14 protein-coding genes are annotated in these 25,039 nt (G+C 30.0%); 6 read left to right on the forward strand and 8 right to left on the reverse strand.

Annotation, left to right across the window (positions count from 1 at the left end; genetic code table 11):
• The first annotated feature begins 451 nt into the window (after positions 1 to 451).
• The 3 genes from HMPREF0202_RS04210 to HMPREF0202_RS04220 all read left to right on the forward strand — a co-directional run bounded on the left by HMPREF0202_RS04210 (position 452) and on the right by HMPREF0202_RS04220 (position 9,093).
• Entirely contained in the window at positions 452 to 1,873 is a 1,422-nt protein-coding gene (locus tag HMPREF0202_RS04210) for a sodium-dependent transporter (RefSeq protein ID WP_023052047.1), read from the forward strand.
• Positions 1,874 to 2,034: 161 nt separating this feature from the next.
• Positions 2,035 to 3,303 carry a phosphatidylserine decarboxylase family protein gene (locus tag HMPREF0202_RS04215; RefSeq protein ID WP_023052048.1) on the forward strand — a complete coding sequence of 423 codons (1,269 nt, stop codon included), beginning with the start codon at positions 2,035 to 2,037 and terminating at the stop codon, positions 3,301 to 3,303.
• Between the two features lie 123 nt (positions 3,304 to 3,426).
• Positions 3,427 to 9,093 (forward strand): hypothetical protein, encoded by a 5,667-nt coding sequence (locus tag HMPREF0202_RS04220; protein WP_040406328.1) that lies wholly within the window; start codon positions 3,427 to 3,429, stop codon positions 9,091 to 9,093.
• 88 nt (positions 9,094 to 9,181) lie between these two features.
• Here HMPREF0202_RS04220 and HMPREF0202_RS04225 read toward each other — a convergent pair whose 3' ends face one another.
• Positions 9,182 to 9,427: a GlsB/YeaQ/YmgE family stress response membrane protein gene (locus tag HMPREF0202_RS04225; protein ID WP_023052050.1), complete on the reverse strand. Its 246-nt coding sequence runs from the start codon at positions 9,425 to 9,427 to the stop codon at positions 9,182 to 9,184.
• 497 nt (positions 9,428 to 9,924) lie between these two features.
• Between HMPREF0202_RS04225 and HMPREF0202_RS04230 the strand changes: the two genes are divergently transcribed.
• Together HMPREF0202_RS04230 and HMPREF0202_RS04235 are read left to right on the forward strand one after the other, a co-directional pair.
• On the forward strand, positions 9,925 to 10,767 hold the full coding sequence (locus HMPREF0202_RS04230) for a hypothetical protein (protein ID WP_023052051.1): 843 nt from the start codon (positions 9,925 to 9,927) through the stop codon (positions 10,765 to 10,767).
• A 12-nt stretch (positions 10,768 to 10,779) separates the two neighbouring features.
• The gene (locus HMPREF0202_RS04235) at positions 10,780 to 11,595 is read left to right on the forward strand and encodes a UV damage endonuclease UvsE (protein WP_023052052.1); all 816 of its coding nucleotides are present in this window, start codon (positions 10,780 to 10,782) and stop codon (positions 11,593 to 11,595) included.
• Positions 11,596 to 11,627: 32 nt separating this feature from the next.
• On the opposite strand, the gene HMPREF0202_RS04240 is transcribed toward HMPREF0202_RS04235, so the two are convergent.
• From HMPREF0202_RS04240 to HMPREF0202_RS04255, 4 genes are all read right to left on the reverse strand, one after another.
• Positions 11,628 to 13,181, reverse strand: coding sequence for a bifunctional aspartate transaminase/aspartate 4-decarboxylase (locus HMPREF0202_RS04240; protein ID WP_023052053.1), 1,554 nt, complete (start codon positions 13,179 to 13,181; stop codon positions 11,628 to 11,630).
• 14 nt (positions 13,182 to 13,195) lie between these two features.
• On the reverse strand, positions 13,196 to 14,911 hold the full coding sequence (gene aspT, locus HMPREF0202_RS04245; RefSeq protein WP_023052054.1) for an aspartate-alanine antiporter: 1,716 nt from the start codon (positions 14,909 to 14,911) through the stop codon (positions 13,196 to 13,198).
• Between the two features lie 228 nt (positions 14,912 to 15,139).
• Positions 15,140 to 17,800: a formate dehydrogenase subunit alpha gene (gene fdhF / locus HMPREF0202_RS04250; protein ID WP_023052055.1), complete on the reverse strand. Its 2,661-nt coding sequence runs from the start codon at positions 17,798 to 17,800 to the stop codon at positions 15,140 to 15,142.
• Positions 17,801 to 17,816: 16 nt separating this feature from the next.
• The gene (locus tag HMPREF0202_RS04255; protein ID WP_023052056.1) at positions 17,817 to 18,068 is read right to left on the reverse strand and encodes a GlsB/YeaQ/YmgE family stress response membrane protein; all 252 of its coding nucleotides are present in this window, start codon (positions 18,066 to 18,068) and stop codon (positions 17,817 to 17,819) included.
• Positions 18,069 to 18,218: 150 nt separating this feature from the next.
• Between HMPREF0202_RS04255 and HMPREF0202_RS04260 the strand changes: the two genes are divergently transcribed.
• Positions 18,219 to 18,980: an autotransporter domain-containing protein gene (locus tag HMPREF0202_RS04260; RefSeq protein WP_170207978.1), complete on the forward strand. Its 762-nt coding sequence runs from the start codon at positions 18,219 to 18,221 to the stop codon at positions 18,978 to 18,980.
• A 21-nt stretch (positions 18,981 to 19,001) separates the two neighbouring features.
• Here the strand turns inward: HMPREF0202_RS04260 and HMPREF0202_RS04265 are convergent, their stop codons facing one another.
• From HMPREF0202_RS04265 to HMPREF0202_RS04275, 3 genes are read right to left on the reverse strand one after another with little or no spacing between them, the layout of a single operon-like run.
• Positions 19,002 to 20,420, reverse strand: coding sequence for a GGDEF domain-containing protein (locus HMPREF0202_RS04265; RefSeq protein WP_023052058.1), 1,419 nt, complete (start codon positions 20,418 to 20,420; stop codon positions 19,002 to 19,004).
• The gene (locus tag HMPREF0202_RS04270; RefSeq protein ID WP_023052059.1) at positions 20,417 to 23,191 is read right to left on the reverse strand and encodes an EAL domain-containing protein; all 2,775 of its coding nucleotides are present in this window, start codon (positions 23,189 to 23,191) and stop codon (positions 20,417 to 20,419) included. The genes HMPREF0202_RS04265 and HMPREF0202_RS04270 overlap by 4 nt, the downstream gene beginning before the upstream one ends.
• Positions 23,188 to 24,897 (reverse strand): GGDEF domain-containing protein, encoded by a 1,710-nt coding sequence (locus HMPREF0202_RS04275; RefSeq protein WP_023052060.1) that lies wholly within the window; start codon positions 24,895 to 24,897, stop codon positions 23,188 to 23,190. Before HMPREF0202_RS04275 ends, HMPREF0202_RS04270 begins: the two co-directional genes overlap by 4 nt.
• Positions 24,898 to 25,039: the final 142 nt, after the last annotated feature.

The following is a 25,039-nucleotide window of genomic DNA, read 5'->3' on the forward strand; positions in this document are numbered from 1 at the left end:
ACGTATCAGGTATTCTGATTTTTTTCTTCATTTGTTTCCTCCTAAAAAATTATGCTTCGCCTAAAGAAGTAATATATATTCCAAAAAAAAAGACATACCAAGTGGTATGCCTAAATAGCTTAAATTATCTTACTTAAAAATTTTAAATATGAATTAATAAGCGTATTGTTATGGCAGCATCACAACACAAATATATTACAAACATCTTCGCCATCGGCCTTAGGCTCCGTTTTACTAAGAATAGTATACTATAAATTTGGTCAAAGTGTCAAATGTAAAAAGTTTTAAAAAATGTCTTAAAAATTAGTACTAAAGTCTTTTAATTTATTAAAGTTCTTTTACAATGAACAATAGTACTAAAAAAATGTAAAAAAACTATTGTATTTTAATTTTATATGTGTTATTATTCTTGAAAATAAAAAATAATTTTCAAAAGGGACGGTGAAGAACTATGAGTAACGAAAGAGGTAATTGGGGATCAAGTGTTGGATTTGTTTTAGCGGCGGCAGGATCAGCTATAGGGCTTGGAAATTTATGGAAGTTTCCTTACTTAGCAGGAAAGAATGGAGGAGGAGCATTTGTAATTGTCTATTTATCTTTAATAGTAATACTAGGTTTTTCCCTTATGTTAGGTGAGATGGCAATAGGTAGAAGAGGAAAGTCTGATGCCTTTGGTTCATATAATAATATTAAAAAAGGTTGGGGATTCATTGGAATCTTTGGAATTTTATGTTGTTTTATTATCTATTCATACTATGTTGTAATTGCAGGATGGATTGTAAAATATATCGGTATGTTTATTAGAGGTGGACTTACAGAGGACCCAGTAACAACATTTGGGAATTTTATCTCTTCTGGAACTTCACCAATTATATATAGCTTTGTTATTGTTGTAGTAACGGCATTAATCGTTTTAAAAGGTGTATCTGGTGGAATTGAAAAAGCAAGTAAAATAATGATGCCAATTCTATTTGTATTTATGTTGATTATCGTTGCAAGATCAGTAACTCTTCCAAATGCAATGGAAGGGATTAAATATTTCCTAAAACCTGATTTCTCACAGATTACTCCTGCAGTTGTAATTGCAGCTCTAGGACAGGTTTTCTTCTCACTAAGTTTAGGTATGGGTGCTATGATAACTTATGGTAGTTACCTTCCAAAGGATACTAACCTAGTTAAAAGTGCTCTTTGTATACCTGTACTAGATACACTAATAGCTTTACTTGCAGGACTTGCTATCCTTCCAGCAGTATTCTCATTTGGACTTGAGCCAACAGCTGGACCAGGATTAATCTTTATAACTTTACCAAAAGTATTTGCATCAATGCCAATGGGTAACTTATTTGGAATTATCTTCTTCGTACTTGTGCTATTTGCAGCTCTTACATCGACTATCTCATTATTAGAGGTTGTTGTATCATTTGTTGTGGATCAGATGAAGTTAGATAGAAAGAAAGCTACAATTTTAGTAAGTGGTTTAATTGCTGCATTTGCAATTCCAAACTCACACTCTTTTGGACCTTTAGCAGAGTTAAAAGTGTTCTTTGGATTAAACTTCTTTGATTTCTTAGGATACTTAACAGATAATATCTTACTACCAATGGGTGGATTACTTCTTTGTGTATTTGTTGGATTTATCTGGGATAAAGAGGATATTAAAAGAGAGATTACAAATGATGGTGAAGTGGCATTCCCATTCTTCTCAGTATGGATGATAGGAGTTAAATATTTAGGTATTCAACTTTTAGCACTAATTTTACTTCAAGCAGTTGGAGTTGTAGGAAGTGCTTTAAGCTTCTCACTAGCAGCTATATTTATGCTTCAAATCTTCTTTGATGTACTTGAAAATAGAAGAAAAGTAAAAACAGCCTAATAATTTTCCTAAAATATATTAAAGTGAATTAGTAGAAAGCACAGATTAAACTCTGTGCTTTTTGCTTTTTAAAAATTACAAGGAAAATAAAAAAAAATTTGTAGAATAGACTATATAGAGATTTTTTTCTTTTTATAATTTAAATTAAGGAGAGTGTTAGAATGGAAAAAAATATTAAACCAATTGATAAAACATTCATGGTAGGAAAATGGATGCCTTCAGACCAAGAAACATTAGTTGCTTGGATGAAAAAAATTATGGAAAAGGCAGATAAGCAAACAGGACCATTGTTGCCAACTGTTGAAAAATTAAAAAACTTCATTGAAACAGATCCAAAAGCTTATATGTTTTTTACTCAGATGTTTGATCAAGTTGCGAAAAATAAAACAAAATCACCAGCTGATTTACCTCAAGTTCGTGATTATCAGCATATGCTATCTCTTTTTAATGTAATTATGACTCATTCTCCAGAGTTTGATGAAACTGGGCTTGTAGGTTTTCCTTTTAACGCTATCTTAGATTGGTCTATGGCTACAACTGGTGGTTGGGCAGGATTTTTAGATGAAAAGATTAATTCACATCTTAAAAATATGTTAGATGAGTGGGCTGTATATCTTTCTTCAGCAGAAAGTGCTCATGTTTTAAATGATGATCCTAAAACAGGTTGGTTTGGAGCAGATGCTAAAAAAGCAATGCCAACATTTGTTGATGATTTTATTTGTGATCCAAATTTACCTCACCATGGTTTTACTTCATGGGATGACTTTTTCACACGTCGTTTTAGAGAGGGAGTTAGACCTATTGCTATGCCTGAAGATGACGCTATTGTTGTAAATGCTTGTGAATCTGCTCCATATAGATTAGTTAATAATGTTCAACTATATGATAAATTTTGGATAAAAGCACAACCTTATGCATTGAAATTTATGTTAGATAATGATCCATGGACTGAAAAATTTGTTGGTGGAACTGTTTATCAAGCATTTTTAAGTGCTCTTAGTTACCATCGTTGGCACGCACCAATCTCTGGAAAAGTTGTAAAAACAAAAATTATAAATGGAACATATTATTCACAAGCACTTAGTGTAGGACTTGATCCAGCAGGACCAAATGAATCACAAGGTTATATCTGTGAAGTTGCAACACGTGCTTTAATTTTTATTGAAGCGGACAATCCAGATATAGGTTTATTCTGTTTTATGGCTGTTGGAATGGCAGAAGTTTCAACATGTGACGTACGTGTTTTTGAAGGACAACATATTAAAAAAGGTCAAGAGTTAGGAATGTTCCATTTTGGTGGATCAACTCATTGTCTATTCTTTGGACCTCAAGTTGAAGTAGAGTTTAATTTACATAATCAAACTCCAGGACTTGATAGTTCAAATATTCCAGTAAATGCTCATTTAGCAACTGTAAAAAGAAAAAAATAAATAAATTAGTAAATAAATACACATATCAGAAAAACTAGGAGTATAAATTCTCCTAGTTTTTTATTTTATTATTCCCCTTCAAAAATGTTATAATAAAGACACAAAATTGTGAAGGAGGAGAGAGTGAAAAAGCTACTATTTTTACTAAAAATTTTAATAACTTTAATAGTTTTATTAGAAACTCTCTACGGTAGGGAGATTAACCCACTAAAGGCCTTTACATATGATATTGTAATTTCAAACTATGAAAATAGTCCTAAAAGAGATATTCAGATAGTAAATGATTTAACAAAAGTTAAGGGGCAGTTAGCAAATAGTGGTGAAGGATTCTTAGATGTTGAAGGAGAGGCATTTACCTCTTGGGAGATATTTAAAAATGGTAAAAAAATTAGTACAGGAGATAGAGATCTTTTAGATGATAGGATTGTAGAGTTACTTCCAGAGGAGAGTATAAAATACGAGATTGTAGCTACACCAAATCCAAAACTTTTATCTCAAGAGATAAAAAATATAGTTACAATTTATGAGGATAATCAACTTTTAGAAAAAAGAACATATAAAGGTGAAGTGTTAGGTTCAAAAGCTAAAATAAAAAGAGAGGTAGATTTAAAAACTTACTCTCCTGGGGACTATATAAACTATAAAGTTGTAGTTGAACCTGATGGCCCAGGATATCTGAATAACTTCAAGTTAGATGAGAGTATAGATAAAGTTTTAGTACCAACTTTAAATGGGAAAAAAGAGCTACTTCTTTCAAATATAGAGGTTAAAAGTAATAGAGAAAATGTTCAAAGTGAGATGGATATCCCTTTTGGAGAGAGCTTAATCTATGAGATAAAAGGTAAAATAAACGAGAATATTTTAGGTGATATTGAGTATAAAGGTTTAGTTACTAAAAGCGAGCCATATAGTTTAGATATAAAATTTTTAAATACTGAAAAATACTCTCCTGGAAAAGAGTACACATATGAGTTAGAGATAAAAAATAGTGGAAAAGGAAATGGTAGTAATATTCCTTTGGAATTTTTAGTGAATAAAAGTGAAGTAGTGAACTGGAAGGGAGAGGTTGTTAAAGCTTTTCCTAAAAATGAGACTAGTTTAAAAGAGGTAATAGCTTTAGGAAAAGGAAAAAAAATTATAAAAAAATATAGTGTGTATGTAGATGATTTTAGTGTTAGTGATATAGAATCAAAAGTATTGATTGATAGTCATACGGTCAATAATAAAATTTCATCACACAGTTCAGAACCTAAGGTAACCTCCCAATTAGAGAGCTATTTGGATAAAAGTGGAAATAAAAAACTAAAGGGATATACATCAGAAGGTTATGTAGAATATCTTTTTAAAGTTGAAAATAAAGGTCTTGGAATTTTAAATAACTATAGATTTAATAGTAATATAGATAGTTTAAAAACAAAATCTGTAAATGGAAGAGAGATTTTAGCTTTTTCATCTAGTGATAAAAAAATATCTCGAGATAAGGGAATAATAGTGGATGAAACTTCAGAGGGAGATGATATTTTAAATATCTTACCTGGAGGGTTTGTAGAGTATAGAGTAAAAGGAAAAGTTGCTAAAGAATCAGTGGGAGATATTGTTAAAGATAAGGTAGTTGCAAAGATGGAAAAAAGTGATGTAACTCATAGTTTAAAAGTTTCAAAAGATAGTTATAAAGCTGGTGAAGAGATAAATTATACTATCACTTTGAAAAATAGAGGTTACGGAACTGCATACGAACAAAAATACAGATTAAGTGTAGATGAAGCTTTAGTTTCAGCTTCTGGAATTGAAAATAAAAAAGTAACTGCTTTTAAAAATGATTCACCAATTGAGAAGACTCCAATTCTATACCCTGGACAGGAGATAAAATATAATTTTAAAGGTGTCACTAAAAACAGTATTTTTGATAGTATACATATGAAATCTATTTATGGTGAAGATGTAAAAGAGAGTGAAGTTAAATCTTTACCTGGAAAACTAGAGTTTTCAAGTAGTTTGAAAAGTGTAAATGGAAAAATAGTAACTAGTGGTGTGAGATATAAACCTGGAGATATGGTAACTTATGAAGCTACTTTAAAAAATATAGGAGAGGGATTTTTAGATAATTTAAGTGTTGAAAGTAATTTAGATGAGATAAAAGCTTTAGTAGCTGGATCAGATGTAAAAGAGAAAGTTTTAGAGGGAATAAATATAAGTGTAAAAAGTAGTGACCCAAGGACAGTTATAACATCTAAAATGGGAGACACAGGAAACTATATAAAAAAGAGTGTAGATTTTGCTCCTAAAAGTAGTATAACTTTTGAGATATCAGGAATAGTTTCAGATAAAGCTATTGGGACTTTAAGTGGAATGAGCTTTGTTGTAAATGGAATGGGAAAAACCACTGATGAACTGGGAAGTGTTGGCAGTTCTATAAGTGGAGAAAAGACTCTTTTAGAACCTGAAAATGGTATATATAAACCTGGAGATAAACTTAAATACATGCTTACTATCAAAAATAAAGGTGATGGATATGGTCGTTCTATTCCTATAGAGGACATACTTTCTGAAGTTACAACTGAGAAAGAGGGGAAGCGTTATGGAAGAGCTTTCTCAAATTGGAAAGTAACATATTTAGGAGCAAAAGATGAATCTAGTAGATTTAAAAAGTATACATATTTAAAAAATGAGGTATCTGGAAGAGAGGATTTAAATACAAAGGTAGATATAGGTCCTGGAGTAACGATAGAGTTTTTAGTAGAAGCTGATATAGATAGCAGTGCAATTGGAGTTATAGAAAGTAAAGCTAAAATAGCTGGTGGAACAAATGATGATCAAACAATCTATTTAAAACCACTATCTGAGTATTCAGAAGAGGAGAAGGTTGAGCAGGGAGTTAGAGTACGTTTAAGTTCTACAAAGAGTGAGATAAAGCTAGGAGAGGTTGTAGGATTTACTGTTAATGTGGAAAATTTGGATAAAGAGAGTTACGAAAATCTAAGTTTAAAAAATACTACTCCAAAAGGATTTAGATATTTAGACGAAGAGTTTCAAAAATTCAGTTTAAAACCAGGGGAAAAATATAGTAAAACTTTCTATATGAAAGCAACTGTTGGAGCTAATATGGGAAAAAATATTTTCCAAAGTTATGTAGCCAATAGAAATAGTAAGATATCAAATATAGGTGAAAGTAGTGTTGATGTAAAGGGAGACTCTCTTTTAAATACAGCTACTATAATTGGTAAAGTAATAGATGAGGCAACTGATAAAGGAATACCATATGCAGTTGTTTATACTCCAAGTGGAGTTGTGGTTCAAGCTGATGAGTTTGGTAGATTTCATCTTCCAGATCAGTGGGTGGATAAAGCTTTTGGTGAAAACTTTACAGTAAAACTTGATGAAAATAGTTTACCAAAGGGAAGTGTAATTAAAAGTGAAAACCCTCTTGTAAAAAGAATAACTCCATACTCTTTAACAAAGTTTAACTTTATAGTTCAAAAAGGAGAGAAGGAACCTGAAAAGAATTATACATATATGGGAACAGGATTAGTAGATGCATATATAGGAAAGGATAGTGACAAACCAAGAGTTACATATTTTGGTAAGGGTAGCTATGGAGACTATAAGCTAACACTACATTTTGATACTAAGGATAAAAAGAATCAAACACTTTTAGAGAGAGTTACAGATGATGACTATGTTTATTATCCAACTTATGGGGATGACTCTAAAATTAGAAAAGAGGTAAATACAAATGGAAAGCTTTACCTAAAGTTAGAGCATAAAAAATCATACCTAATGTGGGGTAACTATGAAACTGGTTTTGTGGGAACAAAGTTTATGGACTATAATAAAGAGTTGTATGGATTTAAAAGTGAGTATAAAGAGGATGATATAAATGTAAAAGTATTTATGAGTACTCCAAACACTATGTATGGACATGATGAGTTTTTAGGAACTGGTGGAAGTTTATATTTTCTAAAAAATGGTGAAGTGTTAAAAGGTAGCCAAAAAGTTTGGATAAAAATTGTTGATGCAGATACCTATGTTGTGGAAAAGGTAATCTACTTACAAGAGGGAAGAGACTATGAGATTGACCCTTTTATAGGAAGAGTTATACTTACAACACCTTTAAGTGGTGGAAGTTCCACAGACTACTATGCATATTTAGTGGTTGATTATAGCTATCTTCCTAAGGATGGAGAGGTTGTAGATTCATCAAATTACGGTGTAAAAACTGTTAAAGATATAAATGAAAATCTAAGTGTAGGAGTAACTGCTGTTCATGAAAGTCGTGGGAAAACAGACTACGATTTAAAGGGGGTAGAGGTTAAATTAAAAGATGAAAAGGGAAACTATATAAAGGGTGAGTTTAGTACTAGCTCTGGAGTTTCAAACGTAAGTAACTATTTGTCTTTTGATGGAGGATTAACTTTCCAAGAGGTGAGTAGAGATGACAGTAAAATATCTGGAAATGCCTATAGAATTACAGGAGCTTTAAAACTTTTAGAAGAGGCTGAATTAAAAGCTTGGTACGAAAGAAAAGAGCGTGGATACTCCTTTGCTTCAGACTTAGATGATAGATTTTTAGAAACTTTTGGAAGTGAACTAAAATATAGTCACTCTGAAAATCTGAAAAGTTATCTAAAGTTTCAATATGTAGACCAGATGAAGTGGGGAGAAAAAAGAGAAACAGGAACAGTAACTAGTGCTAAATTGGAGTATATTTTAAATGAAAGTACAAAGCTTTATAGTGAGATAAAAGCTGGACTTAGTAATGCACTATCTCTAGGTGCTGAAAAAAGAATAAACGATAGATTAAAAGTTAATGGTAGAACCTCTTTTGGTGATTCAGGAAACTACTTTGAGCTTGGAGGAGATTATCAACTTTTCGATAACTACAATATCTATTCAGGGTATAGTTCAGATGGAGAGATATCTAGAGATAGATACACTGTTGGTCAAAGAGCTAGAGTTGGAGAGAGAACAAGTATCTACCAGGAGAATCAGTTTGTAAAAGAGCGTGGTAAAAATGCTACTCTTCAAGGTTATGGTATAGATTACGATTTAAGAAGAGGAGTAACTTTAGGTGGATCTATTCAACATGGTGAGTTAATTTTACCAAATGATGAGAGAAGTCGTCGAAGAGGTGGGTCACTATATTTAAGAGCTGAATTAGAGAGTTTAACTTTAAGAAATAGAGTTGAGTATAGAGAGGATAAAGGTTCAGAGGATATAGAGCAGTATTTAACAACTAACTCTTTTACATATAGATATAATAAAGAGTATACTTTTGCAGGAAAAATAAACTACTCATTTACAGATGATAGTTATAAAACTAGTTACTTAGAGAGCAGTATGGGGCTAGCTTATAGACCTATAGACAATGACAGATTAAACTATCTATCAAGATATACAGTGATATTAGATAAGGATAGTAAAACTAATAAGGATTTTAGTGCTCATATAGGGGAGTTTGAAACAATCTACTCATTTACAAGATCTCTTGATATATCCATGAAAAATGGATATAGACGTGAGAAGAATAACTATTTAAATGATCTTTATATGTTAGGATTTAAGGCTAACTACAGTGTAATGAATAGTTGGGAAGTTTTTGGACAATATCAGTGGTTAGTGGACCGAGCTAATGAGGATGTTTTAAGTGGGGCTATCTTTGGAGTTTATAAAAATATAGATAGAAACATGAAGCTAGGAGGGGGATATAACTTCTCTGGATTCAAGGACTCTTTGGGAGAACAGGACTATAAAACTACGGGATGGTTTTTAAATATAATTGGGACTATGTAAAAATTGAAGTAAAATTCACGAAAAACTGATAATTTTAAATTAAAAAAAGAGAGATCTCGGGGAAGGGGCCGAAATCTCTCTTCTTTGTTTATCTGAATTTATTGAAAAGCCATAAAACTACAATGGCTCCAAAAGCTGCAGTAAAGATACTACCAATATTTAATCCATGAACAGAACCAATACCAATAATACTACCTAAAAATCCTCCAACGAAGGCTCCAACGATACCAAGTATCATAGTGGCAATTATTCCTCCACCTTGAGCACCGGGCATGATGAACTTAGCTAAAGCACCAGCTAAAATACCAAGGATGATCCATGTTAAAATTCCCATTTTACAACCTCCTTCTAAAATAGTTCTATTTTCTAATCTTTTATTCTAAGATACTTTAGGATTTCTTTTTTTATTTTAAAAAATAAAAAGGCAAGGTTTTATCCTTGCCAGAAACTAGGTGTCCAATCTAGTTTGTACAGTTTTTCTCTTTTCTAGTAGATATATTTAGAAACTAGAAAGAAAACTATAATAACAGAAATTTTTAACATTAGTAAACCTCCTTTCTACGAAAGGCTAGTTTTCCAAGAGTCAAACTGCTTTAATAGTATAACATCTAATGCAAAAAATAAAAAGAGGGCAACTGGACATGTTACTCCTCTTTTTGGTTTACTAATAATTTCTGTTAATTGAATTATACGCTTTTTCCGTACAAAAATCAAGTTATATAGGATTTCTTTTTTTATTTTAAAAAATAAAAAATAATTAAAAAATAGTAAATATGATACAATAAAAAGGGTTTAAACGGGTTTTAAGGGAAAAAAATTAAGGGAGAAAGCATGAAAAGAACAACGGGATTATTATTTTTACTATCACAACTGGTTTTAGCACAGGAGTATTGGAATGGAATTCCATATCCAATGAATCGTTGGGGTATATCGGGATTAGGAGTAACTCAAACAGAGGCTGGGAAGATAAGCAACATTGATATAAACATAAAAAAAATTCCCATTGGAAACAATGAGGTAGATTTGGAAATTGTAAATCCAGATTCTATAGAAGTAAAAGCTAAAGTTAAGGGAGTTAAGCTTGATTACTTTGTATTACCATTTTTATCTATTTATGGAATCTATGGACAACTAGAAGCAGATGTAGATATGAGAGCTGGAAACCCTAAAATAGGAATACCAGGAACAGGAAACAATTTTATAGATGGAATAATAGGTGGCTACGAAGATAAAATAAACAACCATTTAGAAAAAGTAAAATTAAATGGAAAGTTTAAAACAGAGGGAGATATCTATGGTATAGGAGGTATTTTAGCAGGAGAGTACAAAAATGTTTTTGGAATGCTTCAATATACTTATACGGAAATTCATATGAAAGATGGTTTAGCTAAGAAAAAAGCTGAGGTTTCAAATGCGAGATTAGGTTACAGCTTTAAGCCAAAAGATACCTTTATAACCAATATAACTCCATACTTAGGAGCTACTTATCAACTTATGGGAACACAAGTTAAAGCTGGAATTGGAGATTTAAATGCCACTATAGATTTAGAATTAGATGAAATATCTCCTGCAGCTGGAGTATTTATTCAACTTTCAAATAATATGACTTTAATGGTAGAAACAACTTGGGGAACAAAAGATTCAGTAGCCATAGATATAGGATATAGATTTTAGGATGGTGGTAAAATGCTAGGGCTTGTTTGTATGTTAGATGGAAAAGGTATGAAAAAGGGTGTAAATGCACTTAAAAATTTTAACTTAGAAAAAGTTAAAGAAGCAGCACTATTTAATTTAGATTACACTTTAGAGTGTATAAAGTTTTGCTTAAAAAACAACTATATCTATAGAGTTTCATCGTCTGTAATACCATATCCTGATCTTTGGAATTGGAGAGAGGATAGAGATATTTTAGAAAAATTAAAACTTATAAAAGAGTATAGTTCTAAGATAAGGCTCATAATTCATCCAGATCAATTTGTAGTTTTAAATAGTGATAGTGAAAAAGTTATAGAAAAATCCTTGAAAATACTGGAAAGCCAAGTACAGTTTGCAAAGCTTGCAGGGATAAGCGAGTTAATTCTTCATATAGGAAAAAAAGATGGAGTAGAAAAATTTATTCAAACATATAAAGAACTAGACAGCTATACAAAGAGCATATTAGTTTTAGAAAATTGTCACTACTATAAAGCTAGTGAAGTATTGAAGTTGTGTGAAAAAATAGAGACACCCATGGTCTTAGATGTACATCATGCAAGAGTTACAAAGGATGAGAACTATGATGTGGAAAAAATAAAAAATAGTTGGAAAAACAAAAAACCTTTAGCTCATATATCAAGTGGAAAAGACTATATAGATGATAAATCTCATAGTGATTACATCTCAGAGGAGGATATAAAAAAATATATCTGGCTTTTTAAAGAGTTTGACGTGGAGATTGAAGCTAAAAAGAAGGAGAAAGCATTGAAAAAAGCTGCAGATATGATAAATATCTACAGCTTATAGATGGGACTAGAGTTTAACTCTAGTCTTTTTTACTATTTAGAGTTTTCATATTGAGTATGGAACTCTTTTAATATCTGCTTAGTCTTTTTACCAATAGCTTCATATTGATACTCTTTTAAGTTAGCTAGAGAAACTCTTAAAGTTGGATGTGTGTCTCCAAATCCTTTACCAGGAAGTAGTACAACACCAGTTTCCTTAGCTAAAGCAAATAGAAAATCATTTATTTTATTGTTATCCTTAAACCACTGTGCAAACTTTTCATCAAAAAGCTCAAGAGCTATATCAGCTACATTTATAAGAGTATAGTAGCTTACAACATTTTCATTATCTTCAAAATGAGCTCCTAAAGATGAGTAAAGAAGTTTACATCTATTTCTAATAAGAGCCTTACAAGAGTTCTTGTAATATGAGTTTAAATCAACTAAAGAGTTTAGTGCAAATAGTGCCATCTGTAGTTGCTGAGGTGTAGATATACCTGCAGTATGATTTAAACCAACAGCTCTACTATCAGCAACAATTCTATCAATAAATGATAGTGTTTTAGGAGTTGGTGTTATTATAGTATATCTATTATTAACCTCATCATCAGCTGTTTTTAAAAGCTCATCAAAAATACTGTCGTGAGAGATAGATATAGTACCAAGTCTCCATCCTGTTGCTCCAAAATATTTAGAGAATGAGTAAACTAAAAGTGTATTTTTAGGGATTACTCCAAAACATGAAACAAAGTTATCGCTAAATGTTCCATAAACATCATCAGTTATAATCATTAAATCTGGTCTGTCTTCATCAACTAATTTTTTTAGTTTTAAAAGAGTTTCAGTACTTAATTTTGTTGATGGTGGATTGCTTGGATTAACAAGACATAGTAGTTTTATACTAGGGTCTTTAAGTTTTTCAAGCTCAGAAGTTGGAAGTTGCCAATCAGATTTAGGATCTAATTGTAACTCAATAATGTCTAGGTCATATTCAGATAATTTAGGTATCTCTAAATATGGTGTAAAAATTGGTGTAACAATGGCTATTTTATCCTTAGGTTTTATAAGTTTATTCGTAGCTAAAGAGTTAAAAATATAAAACATTGCAGCAGTTCCACCCTCTGTAGCAAATACATCAAAATCAGAGTCTAATTTATTTTGACACATCTCTTTAGTTAAATATTTTTTTACAATAATCTCTGTATTAACTAACATTCTAGGCGGAGTAGGATAGTGACTTCCTAAATAAGCTTCTACAAACTCCATTAAAACATCATCAATATTTAAACCAATTTGATCCTCTATATATGATAAATATGTTAAAATTCCATTCGCTTCAGCAGAACACTGCTCTTTTCTTAAAAATATTAGAAATCTAGTATAGATACCCTCTTTTTTAGGAAAACCACCAATATGATTGTGTAGGTAAGAGTATGAAACTTCAGATTCTTCAATGGCAAATTTACCAATGAGATTGAAAACTCTACGAGGAAGAGTGGCTAAAAAATTTGGGTTTCCTCTACCAGCATTTAAAACTTCACCTTTAAAAGCTTCGTCAGCAAGTTTAATAAGTTGATCTTTTAGCTCAAATGGGCTTAACTCTTTCATAATAATACCTCCAATTAATTTTTAGTTATAATTCCAACAATAACAGGTCCCCACATAGTTAAAAATACATTTGCTACAGCATATCCAACTGAGAAGGGTAGTACTGGAGTAGAGTTTTGAGTTTTTCTAAGAACCTCAGCATAAGCGGGATTAGCACTTCTACCTCCAGCTATAATTGCCACTGAATCAACTGGATTTTTAATTTTTAAGATAAAGTAGTCAAATAGGAATGTAATAACCTGTGGAACCATAGTTACAAAAACACCAAGCCAGAATAGAGTCATACCATATTGTTCAATGGTAACAAGGGCACTCTTACCAGCATTTAAACCAACAATTACAACGAAAACAACTAGTCCAAAAACTTTAAGGAAAGAAACTGTACCAGTATCTATTCCTCCAACTTTAGGGAATCTACTTTTCAACCATCCAAAAATAAGACCTGAGAAAAGACATCCTCCACCAGTTCCTAAAGATATAGGAATACCAGCGATAGGTAGAGTAATCTCTCCAATCATGATACCTAAAATCATACCAATTGAGAAAGTGATATAATCAACAACATTTTTACTAGGAGTGGCATAACCTAAAAGTTTAAAAGAACTATCTATATTTTGTTTTCTACCAGTTAAAATAACTTCATCACCAACTTCAAATTTAAAGTCAGGTTTTAAAGGAAGTTCCTCATTCTCTCTATAAACTTGAGCTACAACAAAACCAAGAGTAGCAGCTGGAGGTAAAAGAGTTTTTATCTCTTCAATTGTTTTTCCAGCAAATTTTTTATAGTGGAAAATAATGGATTTTTTATATTCAGTAGTAGTTGTAGAAAACTTAGTACAGTCAAAAATTTCAGTTCCTAAAACACCATCTAAACTAAGAAGTGCCTTTGTTTTTCCACCAATTACAACCCAGTCATTTTCCTTAAAAATATAGTTATCATAGTTATCAACCTTTATAGTAGAACCATTTTGAGAAACATCTAAAAGAAATATTTTTTCTTTAAAATCCTCTTCTAACTCACGTGCTGTTTTTCCTACATATTTAGAATCTTTAGTTATCTCATAAATTCTAGAAGAAACTTTTTCAAGAGCAAGAAACTCATTTTCACCTAAAACGATACCTTTAGATTGAGATTTTTCAAGTTCAATAGCTGATTTTCTAAGGTCCCATTTCATAATAAGTGGAAGAATAGTTCCAACCATAAGAACAGGCCCTAAAGTACCAAAAATATATGTGACAGAGTAACCTACAGCAACATTTGTTTGAAGCTGTTTAGTTAATTCTGGGTTTAAACCTAAGTTTCCAATTGAGTTCCCTGCAGTACCAATAATAGCTGATTGAGTTAAACCACCAGCAGCAAGTCCAGCTGCTAATCCTCTATCTAAATCAAAGTAGTATGCACAAAAAAGAACACACAGCAAACCTATAACAGTCATAAAAAAGGATGAGATTACAAACTTCATAGAAGCTTTATTGTTTAGTGCTCCGAAAAATTTTGGTCCACCTTCATATCCACAAGCATAGATAAATAAAGCAAAGAAAGCAGTTTTTAAAATACCAGGAACATTAAACCCAAGTTGTCCAATTATAACTGCAATGATTAAGCTACCAGCAATTCCACCTAATTGGAATTTTCCGATTTTGATTTTTCCTATAGCATAACCAATACCAATAGATAGGAAGAGTGCAATTAAAACGTTAGAACGAATATAATCTGCAAATATCTCCATATAATTCCTCCTTAAAAATATATTATTATCAATCTGGCTCGAATATACTAAATAAAAAGAATATTTCCTTCAATTTATTACAAAAAATAGAAAAGAGATTAAAGTCTGGTCAGAACCCTTAATCTCTTTTCCATTTATTTAAATTTTACTTAACAGGCTATTCCAAAAATTATATCTAAAAAGTATATTCAAAGATTTTTATAAAAATCCTCTTAAAAAAATAATTTTTTATATTAATTTTACTGGACATATTTTATACTCAGGAGTTTTAGAGATTGGCTCTAAAAACTCACTACCAGTAAGCTCGTTAACTAAAGCACTAGAGAAGTGGAATGGAACAAAAACTACTCCATCTTTAACTCCCTCACGTATTTTTATTTTTAAAGTAATCTCTCCACGGCGAGATTTGATTGTTATCATATCTCCATCTTTTTTAGATATTTTCTCTAAAAGATTGGAGTTCATCTCAGCATAAGGTTCAGGACATTTTTCATTTAACCCATCAACTCTACCACTCATAGATCTAGTATGATACTGATAAAGTACTCTTCCTGTAGAAAGGTAGTAAGGATACTCATCATTTACAACCTCTATAGAGTTAACTAACTCCACAGGAATCAATGAGAACTTTCTCTTTAAATTTGAAAGGTCCTCATATAAGAACTCAGTTCCTACTCCATTTATAACTGGCCACTGCACACCCTCATCTTCTATAAGTGAATAACTAAGACCACTGTAAAGTGGAGTAACTTCACAAAGTTCATTGAAGATAGTTTCAGGAGTTCGATTAATCTGTTTATAACCCATTCGATCCATTAACTCTAAAATTATATCTAAATCCATTTTTACCTCACCAGGAGGTGTTACAACTTGTCTAACTCTTTGAACTCTTCTGCCTGTATTGACAAAAGTTCCAATTTTTTCAGCAAAACATGTTGCTGGTAGAACAACATCAGCCATAGCAGCAGTTTCAGTTAAAAATATATCTTGAACTACAAGAAGATCTAAGTTTTTAAGAGCACTTCTAACATGGTTTAAGTTAGGGTCAGTCATAAGTGGATTTTCACCCATAACATATAAAAACTTCATCTCATTTTTAGATATTTTATCTATCATTTCAACAACAGTTATTCCTGCAAAAGGTGAAAGGTTTTCTACATTCCAGAACTTTTCCATCTTCTCTTTAACTTTAGGATCATCAACTTTTTGGTATCCTGAGTAGATATCTGGAAATGCACCCATATCACAGGCACCTTGGGCATTATTTTGCCCTCTTAAAGGGTTTACTCCTCCTCTTTCTTTACCAACATTTCCACAGATTAAAGCTAGGTTTGAAAGAGCTGTGACATTGTCAGAACCATTTATATGCTGAGTATTTCCCATACCTAAATATGTTGTAGCTACATCGCTAGAGTAGATTCTAGCAGCTTTAATAACATCATCTTTTGAAACTCCACAAATTTTTTCGGCATACTCAGGAGTATAATCTTTAACACTCTCTTTAAGTGCTTCAAACCCTTCAGTGTTCTCATCAATATATTTTTTATTATAAAGTCTTTCTGAAATAATAACATTTACCATAGCATTAACTAAGGCTATATCAGTTCCAGGATTTATTTTTAAAAATACATCGGCAATTTCAGAAAGATCAATATCTCTAATATCTATAATTATAAGTTTAGCACCCTTTTGCACAGCATGTTTAACCTTAGTTCCTAAAACAGGATGAGTTTCTCTGATGTTTTCACCACTAATTAAAACAACTTTAGAATCAAAACCTTCATGCACACTATTAGACATAGCTCCATATCCTAAAGTTTTTCCAAGAGCAGCAGATGATGAGCTATGGCAAAGTCTTGAGCAGTGGTCAACATTGTTTGTTTTTACAACTCCTCTAAAGAACTTTTGGAAAAGATAGTTCTCCTCATTTGTACATTTACCAGATGAAAAAGCTCCAATGGCTTCGCCACCATAGTTTTTCATAGTATCACTTAATTTTTTAGTAATTAGTGAGAGCGCCTCATTCCAGCTAGCTTTTCTAAAGACACCATTCTCTTTAATAAGAGGATGAGTCAAACGTTCAGGATGATTTACATATGAAAATCCAAATTTACCTTTAACACAAAGTAGTCCAACATTTGGTTTAACTAAAGCAGGGTGTGCTTCAACTATAGTATTATCTTTAACTTCAAAGTTAATTTGGCATCCAACACCACAGTATCCACAAGTTGTTTTTACAATTTTAGTCTCCCAATGTCTAAACTGGTGTTTATACTTTGGAAGTAACCCAGCAGTTGGACAAAAGCTTACGCAGTTTCCACATGAAACACAGGTTGAGCTATTTATGTTATCAGCTTTATTAGCCCAAGTGTGCATTTTTCCATTTGTAGTTTTCAGTTTTAAAGCGTGATTGCACTGAAGATTTCTACAAATTTGAGCGCACTTTCCACACCCAATACATTTATTTGGATCTATTACAAAAAATGGATTGGAATCATCGATAGGTAATAGATCTAAGCTATTGGGAATAGTTTTATCTATTCCATATTTATAGCAATACTCTTGAAGTTTACACTGACCTGATTTTTGGCAAACAAGGCAGTTTACATGGTGATTATCTATATATTTTTGAAGTAGTTGCCTTCGATTGCTAATAACTTCAGGAGCTATGGTATCTATAACCATACCTTCAGTAGGGATAGTTTTGCAACTTTTTGTAACAGTCCCATCAATTGAAACAGCACACATTCCGCAAATACCAAGTTTTTCATCAGATCTTTCATCTCTACAAAAAGTTGGAATCTCTAATTTTAGTGATTGTAAAATCTCTAAAACTGAGAGTTTCTCATCAACAGAGCAGTTTTTTCCATTAATAGTTATATTTACCATGAACCCCTCCTTAATATTATCTTCCTCTAAATTTTATAAATAGGAACAGAACAACAAAAGCACCAATTACAGATAAAAAGATACTTCCTAAGTTAAGACCAGTAACAGATCCTATTCCAAGAAGACTACCTATAAATCCACCTACTAATGCCCCAACAATTCCAAGAATTGTAGTAGCAAAAAGCCCAGCTGTATATACCTCTGGCATCATAAGTCTAGCTAATGCTCCAGATAAAAGTCCTAAAATAATCCATGAAAATAATCCCATAAATTAACCTCCCATAAATACGTTTTCGTTACTTTTATATTCGTGAAAAAGTAAAAATTTCTTTTAAAAAAAATATAAGAGAAAAAATTCAAAAGGTAAAATAAAAAAAGTTAGTATAAATAAAAAAAGAGCTAAGGAGGAGGTTAAGTGGTGAAGATTTTTTTTCTATTTTTTATTTTAGTTTTTCAACTACTATATAGTTTTGAAAAAAATGAAAATAAACTATTTATTGGAAAAAGATATCCGCTAAATCTAAAATTAGATTCAGGTTGGACTATGAGTTACATAAAGATGGATAGTAATCTAAAAACTGCTCTAAAAACCCCTCAATTTAAAACAGACCCCAAGGTAAACATTGCATATCTAAAATATAGTGAAGATCTAATAGGATTTAATTGCCAAAATTTAGATGATGCTTTAAATTCTAACTTAAAAAATCATTTTTTTGGTGGAATGGGAAAGGTCTCTAAAAAGATAGATATTGATTCAATATATTTTGAACCCATGGGAAAGCTACAATCTGTAGCAGTTTTTCAAAGAAGTATCAATGAAAACTATGGAAATTATAATGTGAGTTTAGATAATCTAAATGGAGTTTTAAATACACTGTATTTAGGAATGGGAGTTGGAAAACAATATTTTCAAGAGAGTCATATTGTTGATGTTTCTATGAGTGCTGGAGTAAAGCAGGAATTAAATAGAATAGATGAAGAAGTAAAATATAGAGCTCGCCTTTCAGAAGAAAATGATGAAGGAGATTTAAAGGATAAAAATAGTTTTTCTCAAGAGTTAGGACTTAACGGAGCCATTGGAAACCCTGCTACAGGAGTATCTTTTTATACTGGATATAAATATTTCTTTTCAGAAAATGAGTCGTGGAAAGTAACTGCTGGAGTTAGCTATATATTTTAAAAGAAAAGTAGCATTCTAATTTTAGAATGCTACTATTTTATCTCTACCAGTTTTTTTAGCAGTATATAGATTTTTATCAGCTTTAGAAACAGCACTATAAAATGAGTTTTTATCTTCAATATCAGTGTAAATAACACCAAATGAAGCAGTTATTTTATAGTTATCAATAATATTTAAATTTCTAATTAGTATTTGAAGGGTATGAACTTTATTTAAAAGTTTTTCTTTGTCAGTATCTTTAAAGATAATTAAAAACTCCTCTCCACCCCATCTAAGTGCATCAGCATTACCAATTGAAACTAACTTTATACAATTACTTACAGCTTTAAGAACAAGGTCACCTCTATCATGTCCAAAACTGTCATTTATATTTTTAAAATAATCAATATCAAGTAGTACCACACCACAATTTTTAATGGGAAAAATTATCTTCTCTTGTAAAAAATATCTGTTGTAAAGAGCAGTTAGTGGTTCTCTTAAAAGTAGTTCACTTTTAATCTTATTTAATATTTTCAAAGAGAGTAACTCTTTTTTTAGTTTCTCTTTTTTATTTATATAAAAAATTAGAAGTATAATAAAAGTTAGTATAAAAATCTCTTTTGTTTTAATAAGTTGAAATACCCCCTCTTTTTCAATTAAGATTTTATAGTTAGTTTTTTCAAGGGGAAAAACATAAAAATCTTGAATACTCTCTATAGTTTTAGAATGCTTTTTATCTGTTGAATAAACAACTTTATACTCTCCATCAATAATATAGGTATTTAATCCTAAAATACTTTTTAATTTATTTGTATTTTTAGCAAAGAAGTTAGGATCAAAGTCAAAATACCAAAGAGCACGAAGCTTTTGGGAGTTATTAAAATAATCATATTCTGGAAATATTATTGTAAACATCTCTTTGTCATGAGCTCTATCAGTATAGAGATTATAAAGAGCAAATTCAGTGTTATTTCTAGAGATACTTCTCTTATTTTGGAAAACATCAAAACTTAGAGCTCCTTTTTGTAAAACTTTAACCCAAGTTTGACTAAAATCATCAGTATAAATAACTTTTCTATCGTTTTTTAAAGAACGTATATTATTATAAACAATGAAAAGAAGAGAGTTATTAAATTTAGAGTTCAGATTTTCTTTGGCTTCTTTTAAATTATAAAAATTAAATTGATTGGGATGTGAAGTAATATTTTTAAAATAAACTCCACTTCCATCTATATCAAAGTATATTATATTTTCAGCAACAGTGTAATTTTCAAAAGGTAAACTTTTTTTAGTAGCATCTAAAAAATCAATCTCATTTTTTAATGTTTGTATATCCTTATTAAAACGAATATTAAAATTATCAACAGATGAGTTTATGTCATTAAATAGATTATTTTTGTTGATAAAAGTTGAGATAAAAAATAAAATAATCAACAAAGGATAAACAAGTTTAAAAATCATAGTGTCTTAACCTCCGTAGTAAATTCATCTTTTGAAATAGGCTTACTAAAGTAATAACCTTGAGCATAATCAACACCTAGAAATTTTAGAAACTCTAACTGCTCTTTTGTTTCAACTCCTTCAGAAACAATCTTAAAGTTTAAATCCTTTATTAAAGAGGTTAAATTTTTATAAACAATCTTACCTTTTGATTTATTTACTTCAAGAGAATCTAAAAGAGATTTATCAAACTTAACTACGTCCATTGGTAAAAGAGGTAGAAGTCCTGCTGTAGAGTGTCCTGCTGTAAAATCATCAAGTGATATTTGAATACCTAAATTTTTAAGTGCTTTTAATTTAGTAATTAAGTCTTTCATATCTAAAATAAAGATAGACTCAGTAATCTCTACTTCAATATATTTTCCAGGAACTTTAAAGTAATTAAGAAGTCCAGTAAGTACGGTTATTAAGTCATCTCTTTTAAAAGTTTTCATAGAGATATTAAATGAGATTCTGAAATTATCTAAAGATACTTCGCTTTCAAGAAGATCCCTAATAAAAACAATAGATTCTTTAGCAATTTTATAATCAACTTTATGTATAAAGTTGTACTTTTCAGCTATTGGTATAAATTCAAAGGGCCCTATTGGACCAAGTTCTAATGAACTATATCTAGCAAGAGCTTCAGCACCAATAATTCTATTGGTTTTAATGCAGTATTTAGGTTGAAACATAGGGTATATTCCACTGATATCCTCTTTTAATAGAGAAAGTATAGAGGATTCCCTATCCATTTTTTCAATAAATTTATCATCTGCAATTTTATAAAATTTGCTTTTTTCTTTTTTAGTTTCAAGCATAGCTAAATCAGAGTATTTAAAACTAGTAGCAAGTGAAATATTTGCTGTTTTATGACTTACTCCTAAATTAAAGGTAATATTATATTTTAAAAGTGTAGGACAAAAATCTTTATATTTTTTTAATTTTCCAATAATCTCTTCATGACTTTCAAAAGAGAAACCATAGAACTCATCTCCAGAGATTCTAAAAATATGGGAATCTATAAAACTATTTTTTAAGAAGTTGGCAAACTCTTTTAAAATAACATCTCCAAACTCATGACCTAAAGAGTCATTTATATTTTTAAAGTTATTTAAATCTATAACAAAAGTAGAACCAGTAAGTGAGTTTTCCTCATTACAAAACTTATCAAAAATAAATCTGTTTGGTAAGTTTGTTAATGAATCTTTTAGTAGATTCTTTTTATTTAAACGCTCTTTATATAAATAAACTGAAATAGCAAAAATTATAAAAATAAAAACTATTGAAAAAATAATAAGTGTATCTTTAATTTCTCTATTTTTTAAATAGACAATTTTATTTTCAGCATCTCTTTCAAGTTGAGATAATTCAGCAAAATTTTTTAAATCAATAGAGTATTCAAAAGCTTTGTTTATAATATCTCTTAAAACTACATCTTCTTTATTAAACATAAAGTTAACAGGAATTGTTTCAAAAAGAATAATATTATATTTATTAGAATCGAAATACTCTTTATTAGTTACAAGTAAATTTCCGACTTTTCTATCATCTAAAGCTTTTACCATTGAGTTAAAATCATCAAATATAATAATATTTTTATTAATATCGTATCTTTGAGCTATATGTTCTTCAACACTGTCTTTTAGAACTCCAATGGTTTTACTAGATGATGGAGAATTATCTAAATTAATAATATAGGTTCCAACTTCGTATATTTTTTCAGAGAATATGAAATCTTTACTACGTTTTTGTGTTTTAGAAAGAACGGTTGCATCAAATCCTTTAGTTTTAAGATCAGTTATTGTTTTATAATCAGTACTTGTAATATCTACAAAATTAATTCCAAGATTATTTTTTAAAGCTTTAAAAATATTTGGAGCTATTCCTTTATACTTTCCATCAATTTGAGACTTGTACGAAACAAGAGAATCAGTATCTTTTTCATAGATAACTTTAATGGGTTTATGATTTTTTAGATACTCTTTTTCTTCTGGTGCTAAAGAGGTATAAAAGTTATTATAAGATATAGAACGATTTAGAGTATTTAATTGATCTATAAATTTTTTTCTATAATTACTATTTAAAGCATTATTAATATAGGGAATTAAATTAAGGTATTTATGAGATAAAGCTATAGCAATTCCAGGTGAATGACCTATTTTGATTCCATATTTAGGTTTATATAAAACTGGATTAGTTGTTAAGATAAGTTTCTCATCATATTTTTTTAAATTATCCACGGGGATAGGATAAGCGTGAAGGTCATTATTATCTAAAACAGCTTTAAGAATATTAATATATGGTTCAGTATGAGATGTATATATAATTTTATTATTTAAATCATTTAGTGAATGTATTGACTCATTTTGTGAGATAACATAAAGTTCTTCAGAAAAAATGCTGTCACTAAAATCAAGCTTATCATCAAATATTTGATTTTTAGGAATTAAAGCTATCCCATTAATGATACCAGATTTAATATCACGTTGCAGATTTTTATATGGCACTTTCTTAAAAGTTACATTTAGTTGCATATAATTTTTTAAAAAGTTTTCCATAGTAGTGTTTAAAGAATTTATATTTGGATAACTTAAATTATAAAAAGGGTCATCTATTAGTGCTATAATTATTTTTTCTTTTTGTAACTTACTAAACTCCTCTTTTTCTTTAAGTGTTTCTGGTGTGTAAACTTCACTAAAAGCAAAGTTAAAAACTACAAAAAAAACAAGGATAAACAATCGGTAAATCATTTAACATCTCCTTCATTTATATCTTGATATATAATCATATTTTTTCCAGAGCCTTTAGCTTTATAAAGTCTTTTATCACACTCAGCATATGTGTTTTCCGTAGCCTTGGAAAAACCGCCACTTATAGTAACTGTAATTGGGTACTTCCAGTGGATATTCTCTACACTTTTTCTAATATATTCGCAACTTTCCATAGCAAAACTTTCGTTAAAGTGAGCAAATAAAATAGCAAACTCCTCCCCACCAACTCTATATATAGAGATCTCTTTATTCTCAATAGTTTTAAGAATTTTACCAATGGTAGATAGCACTTCGTCACCAAATTCATGTCCATAAGTATCATTTATTTTTTTAAAATTATCTATGTCAAAAAGTAACATAGAGTATTCATTACTAGATTTTAAAGAGTTTATATCCTCTTTAAAAGCAAGCCTGTTTCCAATAGTTGTTAGCGCATCAATTTTAGCTTTTTTATCAAGGTAAAGTATACGTTTATATGCAACACCTAAAATTAAAACCATAGAGATAATAAGGAAAGCTATGTTTTTATATAACTTTTCATTTTCTCTAGCAAAACGCTCATGTTCAATATTTTCAATAAGATACAAACTAAAAACTTTATTGTTAGCTACACTGACTCTTTCTAAATATTCATCATAATCTTTAGCTAAATCACTATAATCTTTAAAATTATTAGTCTCATAGTAGTGTTGAAATAATAACTTAAAGGCTATTTTTAAAAATGTAATATCTCCATAAAAATCAGAAGTTTCTATAAAGTTTTTCAGATTAGTTGGAGAAAACTTTTCAGGTTCATATTTTAAATAGTAGCTCTCTAAAGTTACTAAACGAAGATTTTCAAGGTCAGTAAAAAAGGCTTTATCTAAGTTGTCTAATAATGGGTTAGCAATGTTTAGACAATTTAAAGCAGCTTCTTTATTATTAGATATTAGATAGAGTCTAGCTTCTAAAAGGTTTTTTAGAATTAAAACATTTTTTTGATAACTTTCAGGTTGATCTTTTAATAGAGGTGTAATTTTATTCAAATATTTAAATCCCTCTGTAGTGTTATTTAAGAAACCAAAATTTTCACCTAAATAAAGATATATTGAGATTGCAGTTCTTGAAACATTGGGAAAATCTTTGTTTTCAATATCAATATCTTGAAGTATTTTAATAGAGGTTTCATGCCCACCTAAGCTATTAAAAATAGAAGATAAAGATATTTTTGCTCTAATGATATCATGCTCAGAATTAAGTTCTTCAGCTAAATTCAGATATTCCATAGTAAGCTTTATAGAGTTAACAATATTTCCAGAAGTAGCATCTAAAACTCTAAGTTTATTTAAAGTAAAAAGTCTAGCTTTAGGAGAGAGCTCTCCGCTATTTAGAACTTTTTTTAGAATATAAGCTCCAATATTTTGTCTAGAACGAAGATTTAAAAGAACTCTATTATTTTCAGCAATCTCCTCATATTTAGAAGAGTATTGATTTTTAGGTATTTTTTGAAATTTATCCCATACCTCTTTTTCTAAAGGAATAAGTTTATCAAAATCAATAGAACTGTTACTAACAGTAATTCTTTTTAAAAAAGATGATTCTTCCTCTTTTAATCTATTATTTTTAATTACTAAGTAAAAAATGAGAGAGATAACTACAAGAACAACAGACAAAGCAGCAAAAATATTATAAGATTTTATTTTCATAGATAACTTAAAACTCCTTTAAAATTAGATAGTCGATTAGATTAGTATAGCATATTAAATAAAAATAGAAAACCCTCTAAATTGATTAGAGGGTTATAAAAAAAGTGTTATTGAGTCTTCTTCAAATTTTGTGTAAATTCTA

It is taken from the genome of Cetobacterium somerae ATCC BAA-474 (assembly GCF_000479045.1).
Lineage (GTDB): Bacteria > Fusobacteriota > Fusobacteriia > Fusobacteriales > Fusobacteriaceae > Cetobacterium_A > Cetobacterium_A somerae.